At 73.3% G+C, this 14,023-nt stretch carries 12 protein-coding genes; 6 read left to right on the top strand and 6 right to left on the bottom strand.

The window, feature by feature from the left end; genetic code table 11:
* Position 1 precedes the first annotated feature (1 nt).
* Genes ABT345_RS01960 through ABT345_RS01970 form a run of 3 tightly spaced genes read right to left on the bottom strand, consistent with a single transcriptional unit; the run spans position 2 to position 3,065 of the window.
* The gene (locus ABT345_RS01960) at positions 2–862 is read right to left on the bottom strand and encodes a sugar ABC transporter permease (RefSeq protein WP_425584425.1); all 861 of its coding nucleotides are present in this window, start codon (positions 860–862) and stop codon (positions 2–4) included.
* On the bottom strand, positions 859–1,794 hold the full coding sequence (locus ABT345_RS01965; protein ID WP_345083523.1) for a carbohydrate ABC transporter permease: 936 nt from the start codon (positions 1,792–1,794) through the stop codon (positions 859–861). The genes ABT345_RS01960 and ABT345_RS01965 overlap by 4 nt, the downstream gene beginning before the upstream one ends.
* Positions 1,791–3,065, bottom strand: a complete 1,275-nt coding sequence (locus ABT345_RS01970; protein WP_345083525.1) for an extracellular solute-binding protein — start codon at positions 3,063–3,065, stop codon at positions 1,791–1,793. Before ABT345_RS01970 ends, ABT345_RS01965 begins: the two co-directional genes overlap by 4 nt.
* A 261-nt stretch (positions 3,066–3,326) precedes the next feature.
* On the opposite strand from ABT345_RS01970, the gene ABT345_RS01975 reads away from it, so the two are divergent.
* From ABT345_RS01975 to ABT345_RS01985, 3 genes are read left to right on the top strand one after another with little or no spacing between them, the layout of a single operon-like run.
* Positions 3,327–4,943 (top strand): glycoside hydrolase family 13 protein, encoded by a 1,617-nt coding sequence (locus tag ABT345_RS01975; RefSeq protein ID WP_345083526.1) that lies wholly within the window; start codon positions 3,327–3,329, stop codon positions 4,941–4,943.
* A 24-nt stretch (positions 4,944–4,967) separates the two neighbouring features.
* On the top strand, positions 4,968–6,161 hold the full coding sequence (locus tag ABT345_RS01980) for a LacI family DNA-binding transcriptional regulator (RefSeq protein WP_345083528.1): 1,194 nt from the start codon (positions 4,968–4,970) through the stop codon (positions 6,159–6,161).
* 36 nt (positions 6,162–6,197) lie between these two features.
* A complete protein-coding gene (locus ABT345_RS01985; protein WP_345083530.1) occupies positions 6,198–7,055 on the top strand; it encodes a phosphatase PAP2 family protein in 858 nt (285 codons plus the stop codon).
* A 37-nt stretch (positions 7,056–7,092) separates the two neighbouring features.
* Here ABT345_RS01985 and ABT345_RS01990 read toward each other — a convergent pair whose 3' ends face one another.
* Complete coding sequence (locus tag ABT345_RS01990; RefSeq protein ID WP_345085058.1) at positions 7,093–8,706, bottom strand: amidohydrolase; 1,614 nt, start codon at positions 8,704–8,706, stop codon at positions 7,093–7,095.
* Positions 8,707–8,764: 58 nt separating this feature from the next.
* Positions 8,765–10,297 (bottom strand): APC family permease, encoded by a 1,533-nt coding sequence (locus ABT345_RS01995; protein WP_345083532.1) that lies wholly within the window; start codon positions 10,295–10,297, stop codon positions 8,765–8,767.
* A 165-nt stretch (positions 10,298–10,462) separates the two neighbouring features.
* Here ABT345_RS01995 and ABT345_RS02000 point away from each other — a divergent pair, with 165 nt between their 5' ends.
* Positions 10,463–11,089: a TetR/AcrR family transcriptional regulator C-terminal domain-containing protein gene (locus tag ABT345_RS02000; RefSeq protein ID WP_345083534.1), complete on the top strand. Its 627-nt coding sequence runs from the start codon at positions 10,463–10,465 to the stop codon at positions 11,087–11,089.
* An 82-nt stretch (positions 11,090–11,171) separates the two neighbouring features.
* Here the strand turns inward: ABT345_RS02000 and ABT345_RS02005 are convergent, their stop codons facing one another.
* The gene (locus ABT345_RS02005; protein ID WP_345083536.1) at positions 11,172–11,639 is read right to left on the bottom strand and encodes a MarR family winged helix-turn-helix transcriptional regulator; all 468 of its coding nucleotides are present in this window, start codon (positions 11,637–11,639) and stop codon (positions 11,172–11,174) included.
* A gap of 193 nt (positions 11,640–11,832) precedes the next feature.
* On the opposite strand from ABT345_RS02005, the gene ABT345_RS02010 reads away from it, so the two are divergent.
* Together ABT345_RS02010 and ABT345_RS02015 are read left to right on the top strand one after the other, a co-directional pair.
* Positions 11,833–13,056, top strand: coding sequence for an MFS transporter (locus ABT345_RS02010; RefSeq protein ID WP_345083538.1), 1,224 nt, complete (start codon positions 11,833–11,835; stop codon positions 13,054–13,056).
* A 102-nt stretch (positions 13,057–13,158) separates the two neighbouring features.
* Entirely contained in the window at positions 13,159–13,983 is an 825-nt protein-coding gene (locus tag ABT345_RS02015; protein ID WP_345083540.1) for an aldo/keto reductase, read from the top strand.
* Positions 13,984–14,023: the final 40 nt, after the last annotated feature.

Below are 14,023 nucleotides of genomic sequence, written 5' to 3' on the forward strand. Positions count from 1 at the left end.
GTCATCCCTTAGTGGTGCCGGCGGTCAGTCCGGCGACGAGGTGGCGCTGGGCGAAGGCGAAGACGGCGGTGGCGGGGACGGCGATGAGGACGGCGGCGGCGGTCATCGAGCCCCAGTCGTTGGTGTACTGGTTGACGAAGGTCTGGAGCCCGCCGGCGAGGGTGAGGTGTTCCTCGCCGGTCATGAAGGCGGAGGCGTAGGCGACCTCGGCCCAGGCGGTGACGAAGGTGTAGAAGCCGGTGACGGCTAGGCCGGGGCGGGCCAGCGGGAGCACCAGGCGCCAGAAGGTGCCGAACGGCGAGAGGCCGTCGACGCGGCCCGCCTCGTCGATCTCGACGGGGATGGTGTCGAAGTAGCCCTTCATCATCCAGGCGCAGAACGGCACGGCGATGGTCAGGTACGTGATGATCAGGCCGCCGGGCTGGTTGAGGAGGCCGAGGCCCGCCATCAGGTTGTAGAGCGGCACGATCAGCACGGCCACCGGGAACATCTGGGTGATCAGCAGCAGCCACAGCAGCGGGCGCATCCCGGGGAAGCGGAAGCGGCTGAGCGCGTAGCCGGTGGTGGCGGCGAGGAGGACGCCGACGACGGTGGTGACGGCGACGACCAGGACGGAGTTGCCGAACCAGGTCGGGAAGGAGGTGTCGCCGAGGACGTGGCGGTAGTTGGCGAGGGTGGGGTGGGAGACGACGTCGGTGGTGAAGGCGTCGTTCTTCGGTTTGAACGAGGTGATCAGCAGCCACAGCGGCGGGAAGACGGCGATGACGGCGGCGAGCAGCAGCGTCGCGTGCAGGCCGGCGGAGGCGAGGGGGGAGCGCTCGCCGCGGCGGCGCGGGGGCTTCGTAGCGGCGGTCACGGTCACCACGTCTCTCCCTGCTTGCGGAGCGCGCGGCGGTGGAGGACGGCGGCGGCGCAGAGGATCAGGAGGATCAGGACGCCCCAGGCGGCGGAGCCGGAGAAGTCGCGGGGGCTGTCGACGAAGGAGAGGCGGTAGGCGTAGGTCACCAGGATCTCCGTGGCGTCGCCGGGGCCGCCCCGGGTGAGCAGGAAGATCACCGGGAACATGTTGAACGTCCAGATGGTGGAGAGCAGGATCACCGTGGAGCTGACGGCGCGCAGGCCCGGCAGGGTGATGTGGCGGAAGCGCTGCCAGGGCCCGGCGCCGTCCATCTCGGCCGCCTCGTACAGCTCGCCCGGGAGGGACTGGAGGCCGCCGAGGAGGGCGACGAGCATGAAGGGGACGCCGAGCCAGACGTTGACGGCGATGACGGCGAGCTTCGCCCACGTCGGGTCGTTGAGCCAGGGGACCGCGCCGATGCCGCCGCCGGTCAGCACGGAGTTGAGCAGGCCGTTGCGGTCGTTGAAGAGCATCCGCCAGGTGAAGACGGAGACGAAGGCGGGCAGCGCCCACGGCAGGATCAGCGCGAGGCGGTAGGCGGTGCGGCCGCGCAGCGGGCGGTTGAGGAGCGTGGCCAGGCCCAGCCCGATGAGGTAGGTGAGGCCGACGCAGGCGACCGTCCAGACCACGGTCCAGCCCAGCCGGCCCCAGAAGACGGAGTCGGTGAGGATGGCGCGGTAGGTGTCGAGGCCGGTGAAGTGGTACGTGGCCGGAAGGTGGTTCATGCCGATGTCGCGGGCGACGTTGGACTCGTCGGCGTCGGTGAGGGAGAGGTGGACGCCGCGCACCAGCGGGAACCCGATGATCACGCCGAGGACGACGGTGACGGGCGCCACCATCGTCCAGGCGTACCAGTGGGGGGCCAGCGCGCGGCGGACGCGGGCGGCGAGGGTCACTTGTAGTCCTTGAGCAGCTTCCGGTAGGCGTCGCCGGTGGCCTTGGCGGCCTGGCTCGGAGTGGCGGCGCCGGTCAGGACCTTGTTCATCTGGACCTTGATCGGCTCGAAGAGGGAGTTGCCCTCGGCGATCCACGGGCGCTCGACGGCGCCGTCGACGGCGGGCTTGAAGAACGTCACCATCTCGTTCTTCTTCACCGACGGGAGCCGGTAGACGGACTTGCGGGTCGGCAGCAGGCTGAGCCGTTCGGTGGTCTTGCGCTGGACGTCGGCGCCGCTCATGTACTTGACGAAGGCGTAGGCGGTGGAGAGGTTGGCGGACCCGGCGTAGACGGAGAGGTTCCAGCCGCCCTGCGGGGAGCCCTGGGCCTTGCTGCCGCCGGGGACGGGGGCGACGCCGAGGTCGTCCTTGTCGGCGAAGGCCTGGCCGGCGCGGGCGCCCTCGATGTCCCAGGGGCCGTCGATCGCCATCGCGACGTCGCCGTCCTTGAGCGCCTTGAGTTCGTTCTCCTGGCCGTCGGTGGCGTCGGTGACGGCCGCCTTGGAGTCGACGAGGCGCTTGAGGGTGGCGAAGGCGCGGGTGCCGGCGTCGTCGTCGATCTCGATGGTCTTGTCGCGGGCGTCGACCATGTCGCCGCCCTCGCCGTAGAGGTAGGGCAGGAACCAGTACGGGTCGTCGCCGCGCAGGTAGAGGGCGGTGGCACCGGTCTTCGCCTTGATCTTCTTCGCGGCGGACTCCAGCTCGGCGAAGGTCTTGGGGACGGCCACGCCCGCCTTCTTCAGCAGCGCCTTGTTGTAGAAGAGGCCGAGGGTGTCGATGACCTGCGGGGCGGCGTAGGTCTTGCCGTCGAACCTCGTGGAGCCGAGGGCCTGCGGGAGGTAGTCGGCGGTGTCGTCGAGGGCGGGGGTGCCGTCGAGGGGGGCGAGGTAGCCGAGGTGGGCGAAGTCGGCGGTCCAGGCGACCTCGGTGCGCATCACGTCGGGGGCGCCGGCGTTGCCGCCCGCCGCGTTCTTGAACTTGGCGTTGGCGTCGCCGAAGGGCACGTTGACGTACTTGACGCGGACGCCGGGGTGTTCCTTCTCGAAGCCTTCCGCAAGCTTGCGGTAGGTGCCCTTCTCCGCGTCGTTGGAGGTGTCCCAGAAGGTGACGGTGCCGGCAATCTTTCCGTCGCCGCCCTTGCCGTCACCGCCGCCGCCACCGCAGGCCGTCGCCGTCAGGGCCAGGCCCGCCGCCAGTGCGGTGGCGGTGACGCCACGTATGCCACGCCGCATGTGAACTCCTTTGGGAATCGCCTGAGATGGCGTGGTGGAACGTAACAGCGCCGCAAGAAAACCGAAAGACCTTGCGGGATATTTCTGCAAGGTTGCTGGAAAGGTCTGCGGCGGGAAGGCGTACGGGCCGTCACCCGGCGCCCGCCCGCGCGTTGTTTCCGGTGCCAGGCGACCTCCTCCTGGTGGCGCACGGCGCCCCGGCGGCACCGCGCCGCACCGGCGGCCCGCCGTCCGCCCTCCCCGCACGAACAGGGACGGCAGATGACCCAGCAGCTCACCTCCCCCAGCCCCGCCCGCCGAGCCGCCGGACCGGCCCCCGGGCCCGGCTGGTGGCGCGACGCCGTCATCTACCAGGTCTACGTACGGTCGTTCGCGGACAGCGACGGCGACGGCATCGGCGATCTGCGCGGGGTCCGCGAGCGGCTGCCGTACCTCAAGGAGCTGGGCGTGGACGCCGTCTGGCTCACGCCGTTCTACGCGTCACCGCAGGCCGACGGCGGGTACGACGTCGCCGACTACCGCGCCGTCGACCCGCTCTTCGGCACCCTGGAGGACGCCGACGCGCTGATCCGCGCGGCCCACGGCCACGGGCTGCGGGTGATCGTCGACATCGTGCCGAACCACACCTCCGACCGGCACCCGTGGTTCCGCGACCCGGAGCTGGCCCGGGAGCGCTACCTCTTCCGGCCCGGCCGCGGCGCCGACGGCGCGCTGCCGCCCAACGACTGGGAATCGGTGTTCGGCGGCCCCGCCTGGACGCGCACCGACCGCGGCGACTGGTACCTCCACCTCTTCGCGCCCGAACAGCCCGATCTGAACTGGGACAACCCCGAGGTGCACGCGGAGTTCGAGGCGATCTTGCGCTTCTGGCTCGACCTCGGCGTGGACGGCTTCCGGATCGATGTCGCCCACGGCATGGTCAAGGCGCCGGGCCTGCCGGACATCGGCTGCGGCAGCCAGGCCACCTTGATCGGCAACCAGTCGCTGCCCTTCTTCGACCAGGACGGCGTCCACGCCATCCACCGCTCCTGGCGCGCCCTGCTGGAGGGCTACGGCGGCGCCCGCATCGGCGTCGCGGAGGCCTGGGCGCCCACCCCGGAACGGCTGGCGCTCTACGTCCGCCCCGACGAGCTGCACCAGGCCTTCAATTTCCAGTTCCTGACGGCCGGCTGGGAGGCGGCGGCGCTGCGCGAGGTCATCGACGCCTCGCTGGCCGCCACCGCCTCCGTCGGCGCCCCCACCACCTGGGTGCTCTCCAACCACGACGTGGTCCGGCACGCCACCCGCCTCGGCTCGCCGGCCCGCGCCCGCGCGGCGACCTTGCTGATGCTGGCGCTGCCCGGCTCCGTCTACCTCTACCAGGGCGAGGAGTTGGGCCTGCCGGAGGTCACCGACCTGCCCGACGAGGTCCGCCGGGACCCGGCGTTCCTCCGCCGCCGCGCCGCCGGCGCCGCGGCCGGCGCCTCCGGGCAGGACGGGCTGCGCGACGGCTGCCGGGTGCCGCTGCCGTGGACCGCGGACGGCCCCTCGTACGGCTTCGGCGACGGCGGGAGCTGGCTGCCGCAGCCGGCCGCGTGGGGCGGGCTCTCGGTCGCGGCGCAGACCGGCGACGTGGACTCCACGCTGGAGCTGTACCGGGCGGCGCTGGCGCTGCGGCGGGCGCTGCCGGGCCTGGGCGACGGCGGGATGACCTGGCGCGAGGCGCCCGACGGGGTACTGGCGTTCGCCCGCCCCGGGGTGGTGTGCACCGTCAACACCACGGGCGGCGACGTCGCGTTGGAGGCGCCCGGACGGCTGCTGCTGGCCAGTGCGCCGCTGCCCGCCCGGGGGGCGTCGGCGGTGCTCCCGGGGGACAGCTGCGCCTGGTGGGCAATCTGAGGGGCGAAAGGTAAAGTCCCTGGCATGACCGCCCGGCTTGCCGATATCGCAGCGCAGGCGGGTGTCAGCGAGGCCACCGTCAGCCGGGTGCTCAACGGTAAACCGGGCGTCTCCGCGGCCACCCGCCAATCGGTGCTGGCCGCCCTCGACGTCCTCGGCTACGAGCGTCCGGTGCGGCTGCGGCAGCGCAGCGCGGGGCTGGTCGGGCTGATCACCCCGGAGCTGGAGAACCCGATCTTCCCGGCGTTCGCCCAGGTGATCGGCCAGGCGCTGACGCGGCAGGGCTACACACCGGTGCTCGCCACCCAGACGCCGGGCGGCTCCACCGAGGACGAGCTGACGGAGATGCTGGTCGACCGCGGGGTCGCCGGCATCATCTTCGTCTCCGGGCTGCACGCGGACACCTCCGCCGACATGCAGCGCTACGCCCGGCTGCGCGGCCAGGGCGTCCCGTTCGTCCTCATCAACGGCTTCTCCCCCGAGGTGCGGGCGCCGTTCGTCTCCCCCGACGACCGGGCGGCGGTGCACCTGGCGGTCACCCATCTCGTGGCGCTCGGCCACCGCCGCATCGGGCTGGCGCTCGGCCCGCGGCGGTTCGTGCCGGTGCAGCGGAAGATCGAGGGCTTCGTCCGGGCGGTCCGCGAACAGCTGGGGCTGGACGCGGCGGCGGCCGAGCGGTGCATCGAGCACTCGCTGTACTCGCTGGAGGGCGGGCAGGCGGCGGCCGGTGCGCTGCTGGAGCGCGGGGCGACGGCGGTGGTGTGCGCCAGCGACATGATGGCGCTGGGCGCGATCCGGGCGGCCCGGCAGCGGGGGCTCGACGTGCCGCACGAGGTCTCCGTCGTCGGCTTCGACGACTCCCCGCTGATCGCGTTCACCGACCCGCCGCTGACCACCATCCGGCAGCCGGTCCCGGCGATGGGTCAGGCCGCGGTGCGGGCGCTGCTGGAGGAGATCGGCGGGACGCCCGCGCCGCACAGCGAGTTCGTCTTCCATCCGGAGCTGGTGGTGCGGGGCTCGACCGCGTCGGCGCCGCGGGCGGCGGACGCGGACGCGGCGGCGTGGCCCGGCGGCGCCGCGGACACCGCCGGCACGGAGCCCACCACCTCGGCAAAGCGGACAAAGATCCCGGAGCCGTCCACTCCACCTACGGTGGGCGGGGTTCGGACATCCACCCCGAGAGGTACTCAGTTCGTCGCCAATCCCGCCAGAGAATGACAGACGGGTTACCCCTTTCTGGCAAACTGTCTGCCTATGGGTGAAGCGCATGTGAGGACCGTCGACGACCGGCCGGCCGGCTCGCCACCTCATGGCGCGACCGCGAAGCGCCCGCCCCGCCCGGGCCGGATGACCCGGCTGCGGGCCCCGCGCGCCCCCCGGCTGTGGTTCGAGGTCCTGCTCATCGCCCTCAGCTACTGGACGTACTCGCTGATCCGCAACGCGGTGCCCGAGCAGGAGGCGAAGGCGCTGCGCAACGCCGACTGGATCTGGCGGGCGGAGCACACCCTCGGCATCGCCGTCGAACACACCGTCAACCACGCGATGAACGCCGTGACCTGGCTGATCGTGCCGATGAACTACTACTACGCCACCTTGCACTTCGTGGCGACGATCGGCGTGCTGGTCTGGCTCTACCGCTGGCATCCGGGCCGCTACGCCGCCGCCCGCCTGGCGCTCTTCGCGACCACCGGCGTCGCCCTCGTCGGCTACTACTTCTATCCGCTGGCGCCGCCGCGGCTGATGAGCGGCGGCGGCTTCGTCGACACCCTCGTCCAGCACAACACCTGGGGCTCGATGGCGTCCGGGAATCTCGCGTCGATGTCGAACCAGTACGCGGCGATGCCGTCGATGCACATCGGCTGGTCGCTGTGGTGCGGTCTGACGGTGGCGCTGCTGGCCCGCCGGGGGTGGGTGAAGGCGGTGGCGCTGCTCTATCCGTTCCTCACCCTGCTGGTGATCGTCTCCACCGCCAACCACTTCTGGCTGGACGCCTTCGGCGGCGTGCTGTGCCTGCTGTTCGGCTTCGCGGTGGCCTGTCTGTGGTACGGGACGCTGCCGCACCATCTGGCCCGGCACGCGGTGGGGCGGGAACGGAAGCTGGTGCAGGTCTGAGGAAGGGCCGGGGCGGGTGCCCCGGCCCTTTTCCCGTTCAGCCGCGGTGGGTGATCCGGCCGCCGGACATCGTCAGCCGGACGGGGGCGGTGGCGACGTCGTCCGCCGGGGCGGTGACCGGGTCGACGGCGAGGGCGGTGAGGTCGGCGCGGTAGCCGGGGGCGATGCGGCCCGCCTCGTGTTCCTCGCCGGCGGCGAGCGCGGCGTGGGTGGTGCAGCCCTCCAGCGCCATCAGGCCGGTCAGGGCCTGTTCGGGGGTGACGGGCGCGGTGCCGGGGGCGCCGGCGGGGCGGCGCAGCCGGGCGGTGGCGAGGGTGGCGCGCGGGTCGTGGTGGGCGATCGGCCAGTCGGAGCCGAGGACGAGGACGGCGCCGGCGTCGCGCAGATCGCGGCAGCGCCAGGCGCGGGCGGCGCGCTCCTCGCCGACCCGGCGGGACCAGGCGTCGGTGTGGTCGGCGCGGGTGTAGGCGGTGTGCAGCGGCTGCATGGAGGCGGCGACGCCGAGCGCGGCGAAGCGGGGCAGCTGGTCGGCGGGGACGGTCTCGATGTGCTCGATGCGGTGGCGGTGGCGGCCCGCCGCGCCGGTGTCGCCGAGGAGTTCGACGGTGTCGAGGGCGTGGCGTACCGCGGCGTCGCCGATGGCGTGGGTGACGGTGCGGACCCCGGCGCGGGCGAGGTGGTGGACGGCGCGGGTGTAGGCGGCCGGGTCCGGCCAGAGGGCGTCGGTGGACTCGCCGTGGCAGTCCGGGCGCTCCAGCCAGGCGGTGCCGCCCTCGACGGTGCCGTCCATGAAGAACTTCACGCCGCCGACCCGCCACTGACGGCCGTGCAGTCGCTGGAGGGCGATGAGGCGGTCGAGGCCTTCGGTGTCGATGCCGGGCATGCACCAGGGGGCGAGGCGGAGGCGGACGGGGAGGTGGCCGTCGGCTTCGACGGCGTCGAGGAGTTCGGGGACGCCGGGGCTCTGCATGTCCATCACATGGGCGCCGGTCAGTCCGGCGGCGGCCATGTCGTGCAGCGAGGCGAGCAGCCGGGCGCGGCGCTGTGCGGGGTCGGGCAGCGGGACGACGTCCGCGAGGAGTTCCATCGCGGCGTGTTCGATCAGGTGCCCGGTGGGACCGTTTGCGTCGCAGACGACGCTGGCGCGCTGGGCGAAGGTGCGCGGTCCGGTGACCTGGGCGGCGGCCAGTGCCGCGCCGCTGGCCAGCGCGGAGTGGCCGTCGTAGAGCCGCAGGAAGGCGGGGGCGCCGCCGAGGGCGTCCTCGATCAGGGCGCGGTGGACGGGGTGGTCGCCGAAGGCGTTGTGGTCGAGGCCCCAGCCGGTGACCCAGCCGCCGGGCGGCAGGTCGCGGGCGGCGGCGGCGAGGGCGGCGCGGAGCTGTCCGAGGTCGCGGACGGCGGAGAGGTCGGTGCCGGCGGACATGTCGACGCCCCAGACGGGGTGGCTGTGGCCGTCGACGAGGCCCGGGGTGAGGGTGGCGCCGCCCAGGTCGACGACCTCGGTGGCGGCGCCGCGCCACTCCCGTACGTCGGCGTCCTCGCCGACCGCCGCGATCCGGCCGTCCTTGACGGCGACGGCGCCCGCCCAGGGGCGTCGCGGGTCGAGGGTGCGCACCCGGGCGCCGGTCAGCACGGTGTCGGCGGCGGTCAGCGGGGCGGGGGAAACGGTGGGCACGGGGCCTCCTCGGTGGTGGGTGGGTGAGGGGGTGTCAGGGGCGGGTGGTTCCGGAGGCCGTCGCGGGGGCGGCCGGCGCCGCGCCGTCCGCGTCCTCGTCGCCGTCCTGCGCGGGCTCGGCGGCGAACCCTTCGTAGACGGCGGGGCGGCTGCGCCGCAGGCGGCGGGCGAGGGCCAGGCCGAGGAGGAAGGCGGCGGGGACGAGGAGGACCAGGACGGTGTTGGTGGCGAGCGGGGCGGTCGTCATCAGGTCGATCTTGGAGATGACGAGGCCGAGGGCGCCGGTCATCAAGACCGCGGCGGCGAGGGGCGCGACGCGGGTGCGCCAGACGCCCTCGCCGTGCGTGCGGCGGCGGAAGAAGAGCGGCACCGCGGCGGCGGTGAGCGCCTGGAGGGCGAGCAGGCCCAGCATGCCGGGGGTGTTCATCCAGAGCAGCAGCTGCCGGTACGGATCGGCGCCGGCCACCGCGAACCCCGCGACGACGAGGACGGCGAGGGCGCTCTGCGCGTCTCCGGCGACGTACGGGGAGCGGTGGCGCGGGTGGACGCGGCCGAGGGCGGCGGGCAGCACGCCCTCCTGGGCGAGGGAGAGCGCGTAGCGGTTGATGGCGTTGTGGAAGGCGAGTTGGGAGGCGACGATGCTGGTCACGATGAAGACGTGCATCAGGTCGGCGGCCCAGGCGCCGACGTAGCGGGTGGTGGCGGAGAAGAAGAGACCGGCCGGGTCGTGCAGGGCGGCGGCGACGATGCGGCCGGGGCCGTACGCCTGGACGATGATCCAGATGATGAAGGCGTAGAAGAGGCCGAGGAAGGCGACCGCGACGTAGGTGGCGCGGGGGATGGTGCGGGCCGGGTCGCGGGCCTCGCGGCGGTAGATCGCGGTCGACTCGAAGCCGGTGAAGGCGGCGAACGCGAAGGCGAGGACGGCGCCGGTGCCGGGCACCAGGACGTGCGCGGGGGTGAAGGAGTCGGCGGCGAGGCCGGCCGCGCCGCCGTGCAGCAGGACGCCGCCGGCCAGCAGCACGAGGATGCCGGTCTCGGCGACCAGCAGCACGCCGAGGACCTTGGCGCCGAAGTCGATGCTGCGGAAGCCGAGGTACCAGACGACGGCGATCCCGGCGAAGGCCAGCGGCGGCCAGGGCACGTGCACGCCCCAGAAGGCTTCCAGGGCGTCCCGGGTGGCGGTGGCGAACAGGCCGTGGACGCCGATCTGCATGCCGTTGTACGCGAGGAGGGCGAGGGTGGCGGCGCCGAATCCGGCGGGGCGGCCCAGGCCGCGGGTGATGAAGGCGTAGAAGCCGCCGCCGTGGCGGACGTGCCGGGCCATGGTGGTGAAGCCGACGGCGAAGAGGGCGAGGGTGGCGCCGGCCAGGAGGTAGCCGACGGGGGCGCCGAGACCGCCGGCGCCGAGGGCGACGGGCGAGGTCCCGGCCATGACGGTGAGCGGGGCGGCGGCGGAGATGACGAAGAAGGCGATGTCGGCGGCGGAGAGGCTGCCGCGGCGCAGCGCCGGCTCCGGGGCGCCGGGTGGTGCGGGGCGGGGCGGGGTGGTGGCGGGTGCGGCCATGGCGTGCGGGTGCCCTTCTGCGGCGGAGGAGGAGGGCGGCCCGGTGCGCGGGAGGGGTGGGCACGGCAACGGGACCGCAAGGATTTAACCTAAAGCCTTTCGGTTTTTGCACCGTAACCCCCGCCCGTACGATTCGGGAAGACCTCACGGGCGGGAGAAGACGACATGGCGAGGCCGCGGACACCGCTGCTGGACCGGGCACGGATCGGCGGGACGGCGCTGCGGCTCGTGGACGAACAGGGCGATTTCAGCGTGCCGCAGATCGCCCGGGAGCTGGGGGTGCGCACCGCCTCCGTCTACCACCACGTGGACGGCCGGGCCGGGGTCATCGAGCTGCTGCGCGAGCACGTCGCCGCCGCCATCGACGCCGCCGCGCTGGAGATCACACCGTGGGACGCGGCCCTGGAGGCCTGGGCCCGCAGCTACCGCGCCGCGTTCGCCGCCCACCCGCGCACCATCCCGCTGCTGACCGCCTCCCCCGTCCGCACCCCGCGCGTACTGGCCCTCTACGAGCGGGCCTGCGGGGTGCTGCTGGCCGCCGGGTTCGCCGCGTCCGAGGTGATCCCGGTGATCGTCGCCGTGGAGAACGTCGTCCTCGGCTCCGCCCTCGACCTGGCCGCCCCCGAGACGATGTGGGAGGTCGCCGACCCGGCCGGCACCCCGCGCCTCGCCGCCGCCGTCGCCCACGCGGGCCCGCACCGCGCCGACACCGCCTTCGAACTCTCCCTGACGGGCGTGATGGACCGGGTCCGGGCGCTGCGCGCGGCAGGCGCGCAGGAGGGGACGGCATAACGAAAACGCCGCCAACTCCCGTCGCGATGACGGAAGTTGGCGGCATCGACCGCCGCGCGGGACGCCCGGGCGCCCCGGCGGGTCACACCGGGCGGGCCTCGCCCTGCAGCTCCTCGACGGCGGTCACCAACGGGGCGAGCGCGGGCTCGCCGGCGGCCCGGTCCAAGGCCTCCCGCAGCGCCGTGTTGTGAGTGGGGCGGGCCTCCTCCAGCAGTCGCAGACCGGCCTCGCTGACGTCGGTGTAGATGCCGCGGCGGTCGGTGGGGCACAGGAACCGCGCCAGCAGCCCGCGGTCCTCCAGCCGGGTCACCAGCCGGGTGGTCGCGCTCTGGCTGAGCACCACGGCGTCGGCGACCTGCCGCATCTGGAGGTGGCCGCCCTCACCGTCGTGCTGGCGGCTCAACACGTCCAGCAGCGAGTACTCACGGGCGCTGAGCCGGTGCTCGGCCTGCAGCGCCCGCTCGACGCTGCTCTCGATACGTCCGTGCAGCAGCGAGAGCGCCGACCAGCTGTGCGCCAGTGCGGTCATCGCCGGATCGGTGGCGGTCATGGGCAGCTCCCTCAGTCGGGTCGTCCGGGGCGGAGGCGACGGCAGGGTGCCTGCCGCCGTATCACGTACTTCACTATACCCGCGTTTGCCATTAGCCATCGCATGCAACTATTGTCAGTGCATGTAAGGCGCTCGCGCATCTTCCGGCGCCTCCTCCCCGGCTTTCCCCTCCGCACCTCAAAGGACCCTCGTCATGCCGCTCGCACTTCTGGCCCTGGCCATAGGGGCCTTCGGAATCGGCACCACGGAATTCGTCATCATGGGGCTGCTGCCCCAGGTCGGCGCGGACCTCGGGGTCTCGGTGCCGACGGCCGGATTCCTGGTCACCGGCTACGCCCTCGGTGTCATGATCGGCGCGCCGCTCATGACCGTCCTCGGCACCAAGATCTCCCGCAAGAACATGCTCATGCTGCTGATGGGCCTGTTCATCATCGGCAACGTGATCTCCGCCGTCGCCCCGGTCTTCGCCGTCATGCTGATCGGCCGGGTGGTGGCCTCGCTGGCCCACGGCGCGTTCTTCGGTATCGGCTCCGTCGTCGCCGCCGAGCTGGTGGCGCCGGAGAAGAAGGCGGGCGCCATCTCCATGATGTTCACCGGTCTGACCGTGGCCAACGTCGTCGGCGTGCCCGTGGGCACCTTCGTCGGCCAGAGCGCCGGCTGGCGCGTGACCTTCCTGCTCGTCGCCGCACTCGGCGTCCTGGGCCTGGCCGGCGTGGCCAAGCTCGTCCCCGACGTGCCCAAGCCGGAAGGCGTGCGGCTGCGGCACGAGGTCGCCGCCTTCAAGAACGGCCAGGTCATCCTGGCGATGGCGATGACGGTCCTGGGCTTCGGCGGCGTGTTCGCCGCGATCACCTACATCGCACCGATGATGACCGAGGTCAGCGGCTTCGCGGAGTCCTCCGTGACCTGGCTGATGGTGGTCTTCGGCGTCGGCATGGTCGTGGGCAACCTCCTCGGCGGCCGGTTCGCGGACCGCAGGCTGATGCCGATGCTCTACACCGCGCTGGGCGGCCTGGCGGTGGTCCTGCTGCTCTTCACCTTCCTGGCCTCCGGCAAGGTCGCGGCCGTCGTGGCGGTCTTCCTCATCGGCGCGCTCGGCTTCGCCACCGTCCCGCCGCTGCAAAAGCGCGTCCTGGACCACGCCCACGGCGCCCCGACGCTCGCCTCGGCCGCCAACATCGGCGCCTTCAACCTGGGCAACGCCCTCGCCGCCTGGCTCGGCGGCCTGGTGATCTCCGCCCACCTCGGCTACGCGGCGCCCAACGCCGTCGGCGCCGTCCTGGCCGCCGCCGCCCTGGTGCTGGCCGTCGTCTCGCACCGGCTGGAGCTGCGCTCCCCCGACGCCAAGGCGGCCGCCGCCCCGGCGCGCCCCGACGCGGCGGCCGAGCCGGTCCCGGCGGGATCCGCCCGCTCCTGACCCCGTGCCCGCACCCGCGGGCCCTCCCCCGGCCGGCGGCCGCCACCGGCGCGCCGCCGACCACCCCCACCGCCACCACGGCACCCACGAAAGGAACCCCTGATGACCTCCGTCCCGAACGTGACGCTCAACAACGGCGTGACCATGCCGCAGCTGGGCTTCGGCGTCTTCCAGGTCCCCGACGAGGCGACCACCGCCGCGGTCTCGTCCGCCCTTGAGGCCGGCTACCGCAGCATCGACACCGCCGCGATCTACGGCAACGAGCGCGGCACCGGCAAGGCGCTGGCCGCCTCCGGCCTCGCCCGCGAGGAGCTGTTCGTCACCACCAAGCTGTGGAACGAGGACCAGGGCGCGGGCCGCGCCCCGGCCGCGTTCGACGCCTCGCTGGACAAGCTGGGCCTCGACGACGTCGACCTCTACCTCATCCACTGGCCCACCCCGGCCCGTGACCTGTACGTGGAGACCTACCAGGCGCTGGAGAAGATCCTGGCGAGCGGGCGCGCCCGGGCCATCGGCGTCTCGAACTTCCAGGTCCCGCACCTGCAGCGGCTCATGGAGCGCACCGGCATCACCCCGGCGGTCAACCAGGTGGAGCTGCACCCCGGCCTCCAGCAGGCCGAGCTGCGCGCCTTCCACGCCGAGCACTCCATCGCCACCGAGGCGTGGAGCCCGCTCGCCCAGGGCGCGGTCCTCCAGGACGAGGCGATCGTGCGAATCGCCGCGGCACACGGCGTAACCCCGGCCCAGACCGTGCTGCGCTGGCACCTCCAGCTCGGCAACATCGTGATCCCCAAGTCCGTCACCCCCGCGCGCATCCGGCAGAACCTCGACGTCTTCGGCTTCACGCTGACCGACGCCGAGATGGCCGACCTCGCCGGGCTCGACCGGGGCCTGCGCACCGGCCCGGACCCCGACACCCTCAACTGACCCGGCGCCGCCCGGCAGCGCCCGTCCCCCGCGGACGGGC

This window comes from Streptomyces sp. NPDC000404 (assembly GCF_040300365.1).
Lineage (GTDB): Bacteria > Actinomycetota > Actinomycetes > Streptomycetales > Streptomycetaceae > Streptomyces > Streptomyces ramulosus.

Bases quoted from the DNA above. Each gene is read 5' to 3' on its own strand.
- ABT345_RS01985 (WP_345083530.1), top strand. From the start codon at position 6,198: ATGGGTGAAGCGCATGTGAGGACCGTCGACGACCGGCCGGCCGGCTCG.
- ABT345_RS02005 (WP_345083536.1), bottom strand. From the start codon at position 11,639: ATGACCGCCACCGATCCGGCGATGACCGCACTGGCGCACAGCTGGTCG.
- ABT345_RS01995 (WP_345083532.1), bottom strand. From the start codon at position 10,297: ATGGCCGCACCCGCCACCACCCCGCCCCGCCCCGCACCACCCGGCGCC.
- ABT345_RS01970 (WP_345083525.1), bottom strand. From the start codon at position 3,065: ATGCGGCGTGGCATACGTGGCGTCACCGCCACCGCACTGGCGGCGGGC.
- ABT345_RS01980 (WP_345083528.1), top strand. From the start codon at position 4,968: ATGACCGCCCGGCTTGCCGATATCGCAGCGCAGGCGGGTGTCAGCGAG.
- ABT345_RS02010 (WP_345083538.1), top strand. From the start codon at position 11,833: ATGCCGCTCGCACTTCTGGCCCTGGCCATAGGGGCCTTCGGAATCGGC.
- ABT345_RS02015 (WP_345083540.1), top strand. From the start codon at position 13,159: ATGACCTCCGTCCCGAACGTGACGCTCAACAACGGCGTGACCATGCCG.
- ABT345_RS02000 (WP_345083534.1), top strand. From the start codon at position 10,463: ATGGCGAGGCCGCGGACACCGCTGCTGGACCGGGCACGGATCGGCGGG.
- ABT345_RS01975 (WP_345083526.1), top strand. From the start codon at position 3,327: ATGACCCAGCAGCTCACCTCCCCCAGCCCCGCCCGCCGAGCCGCCGGA.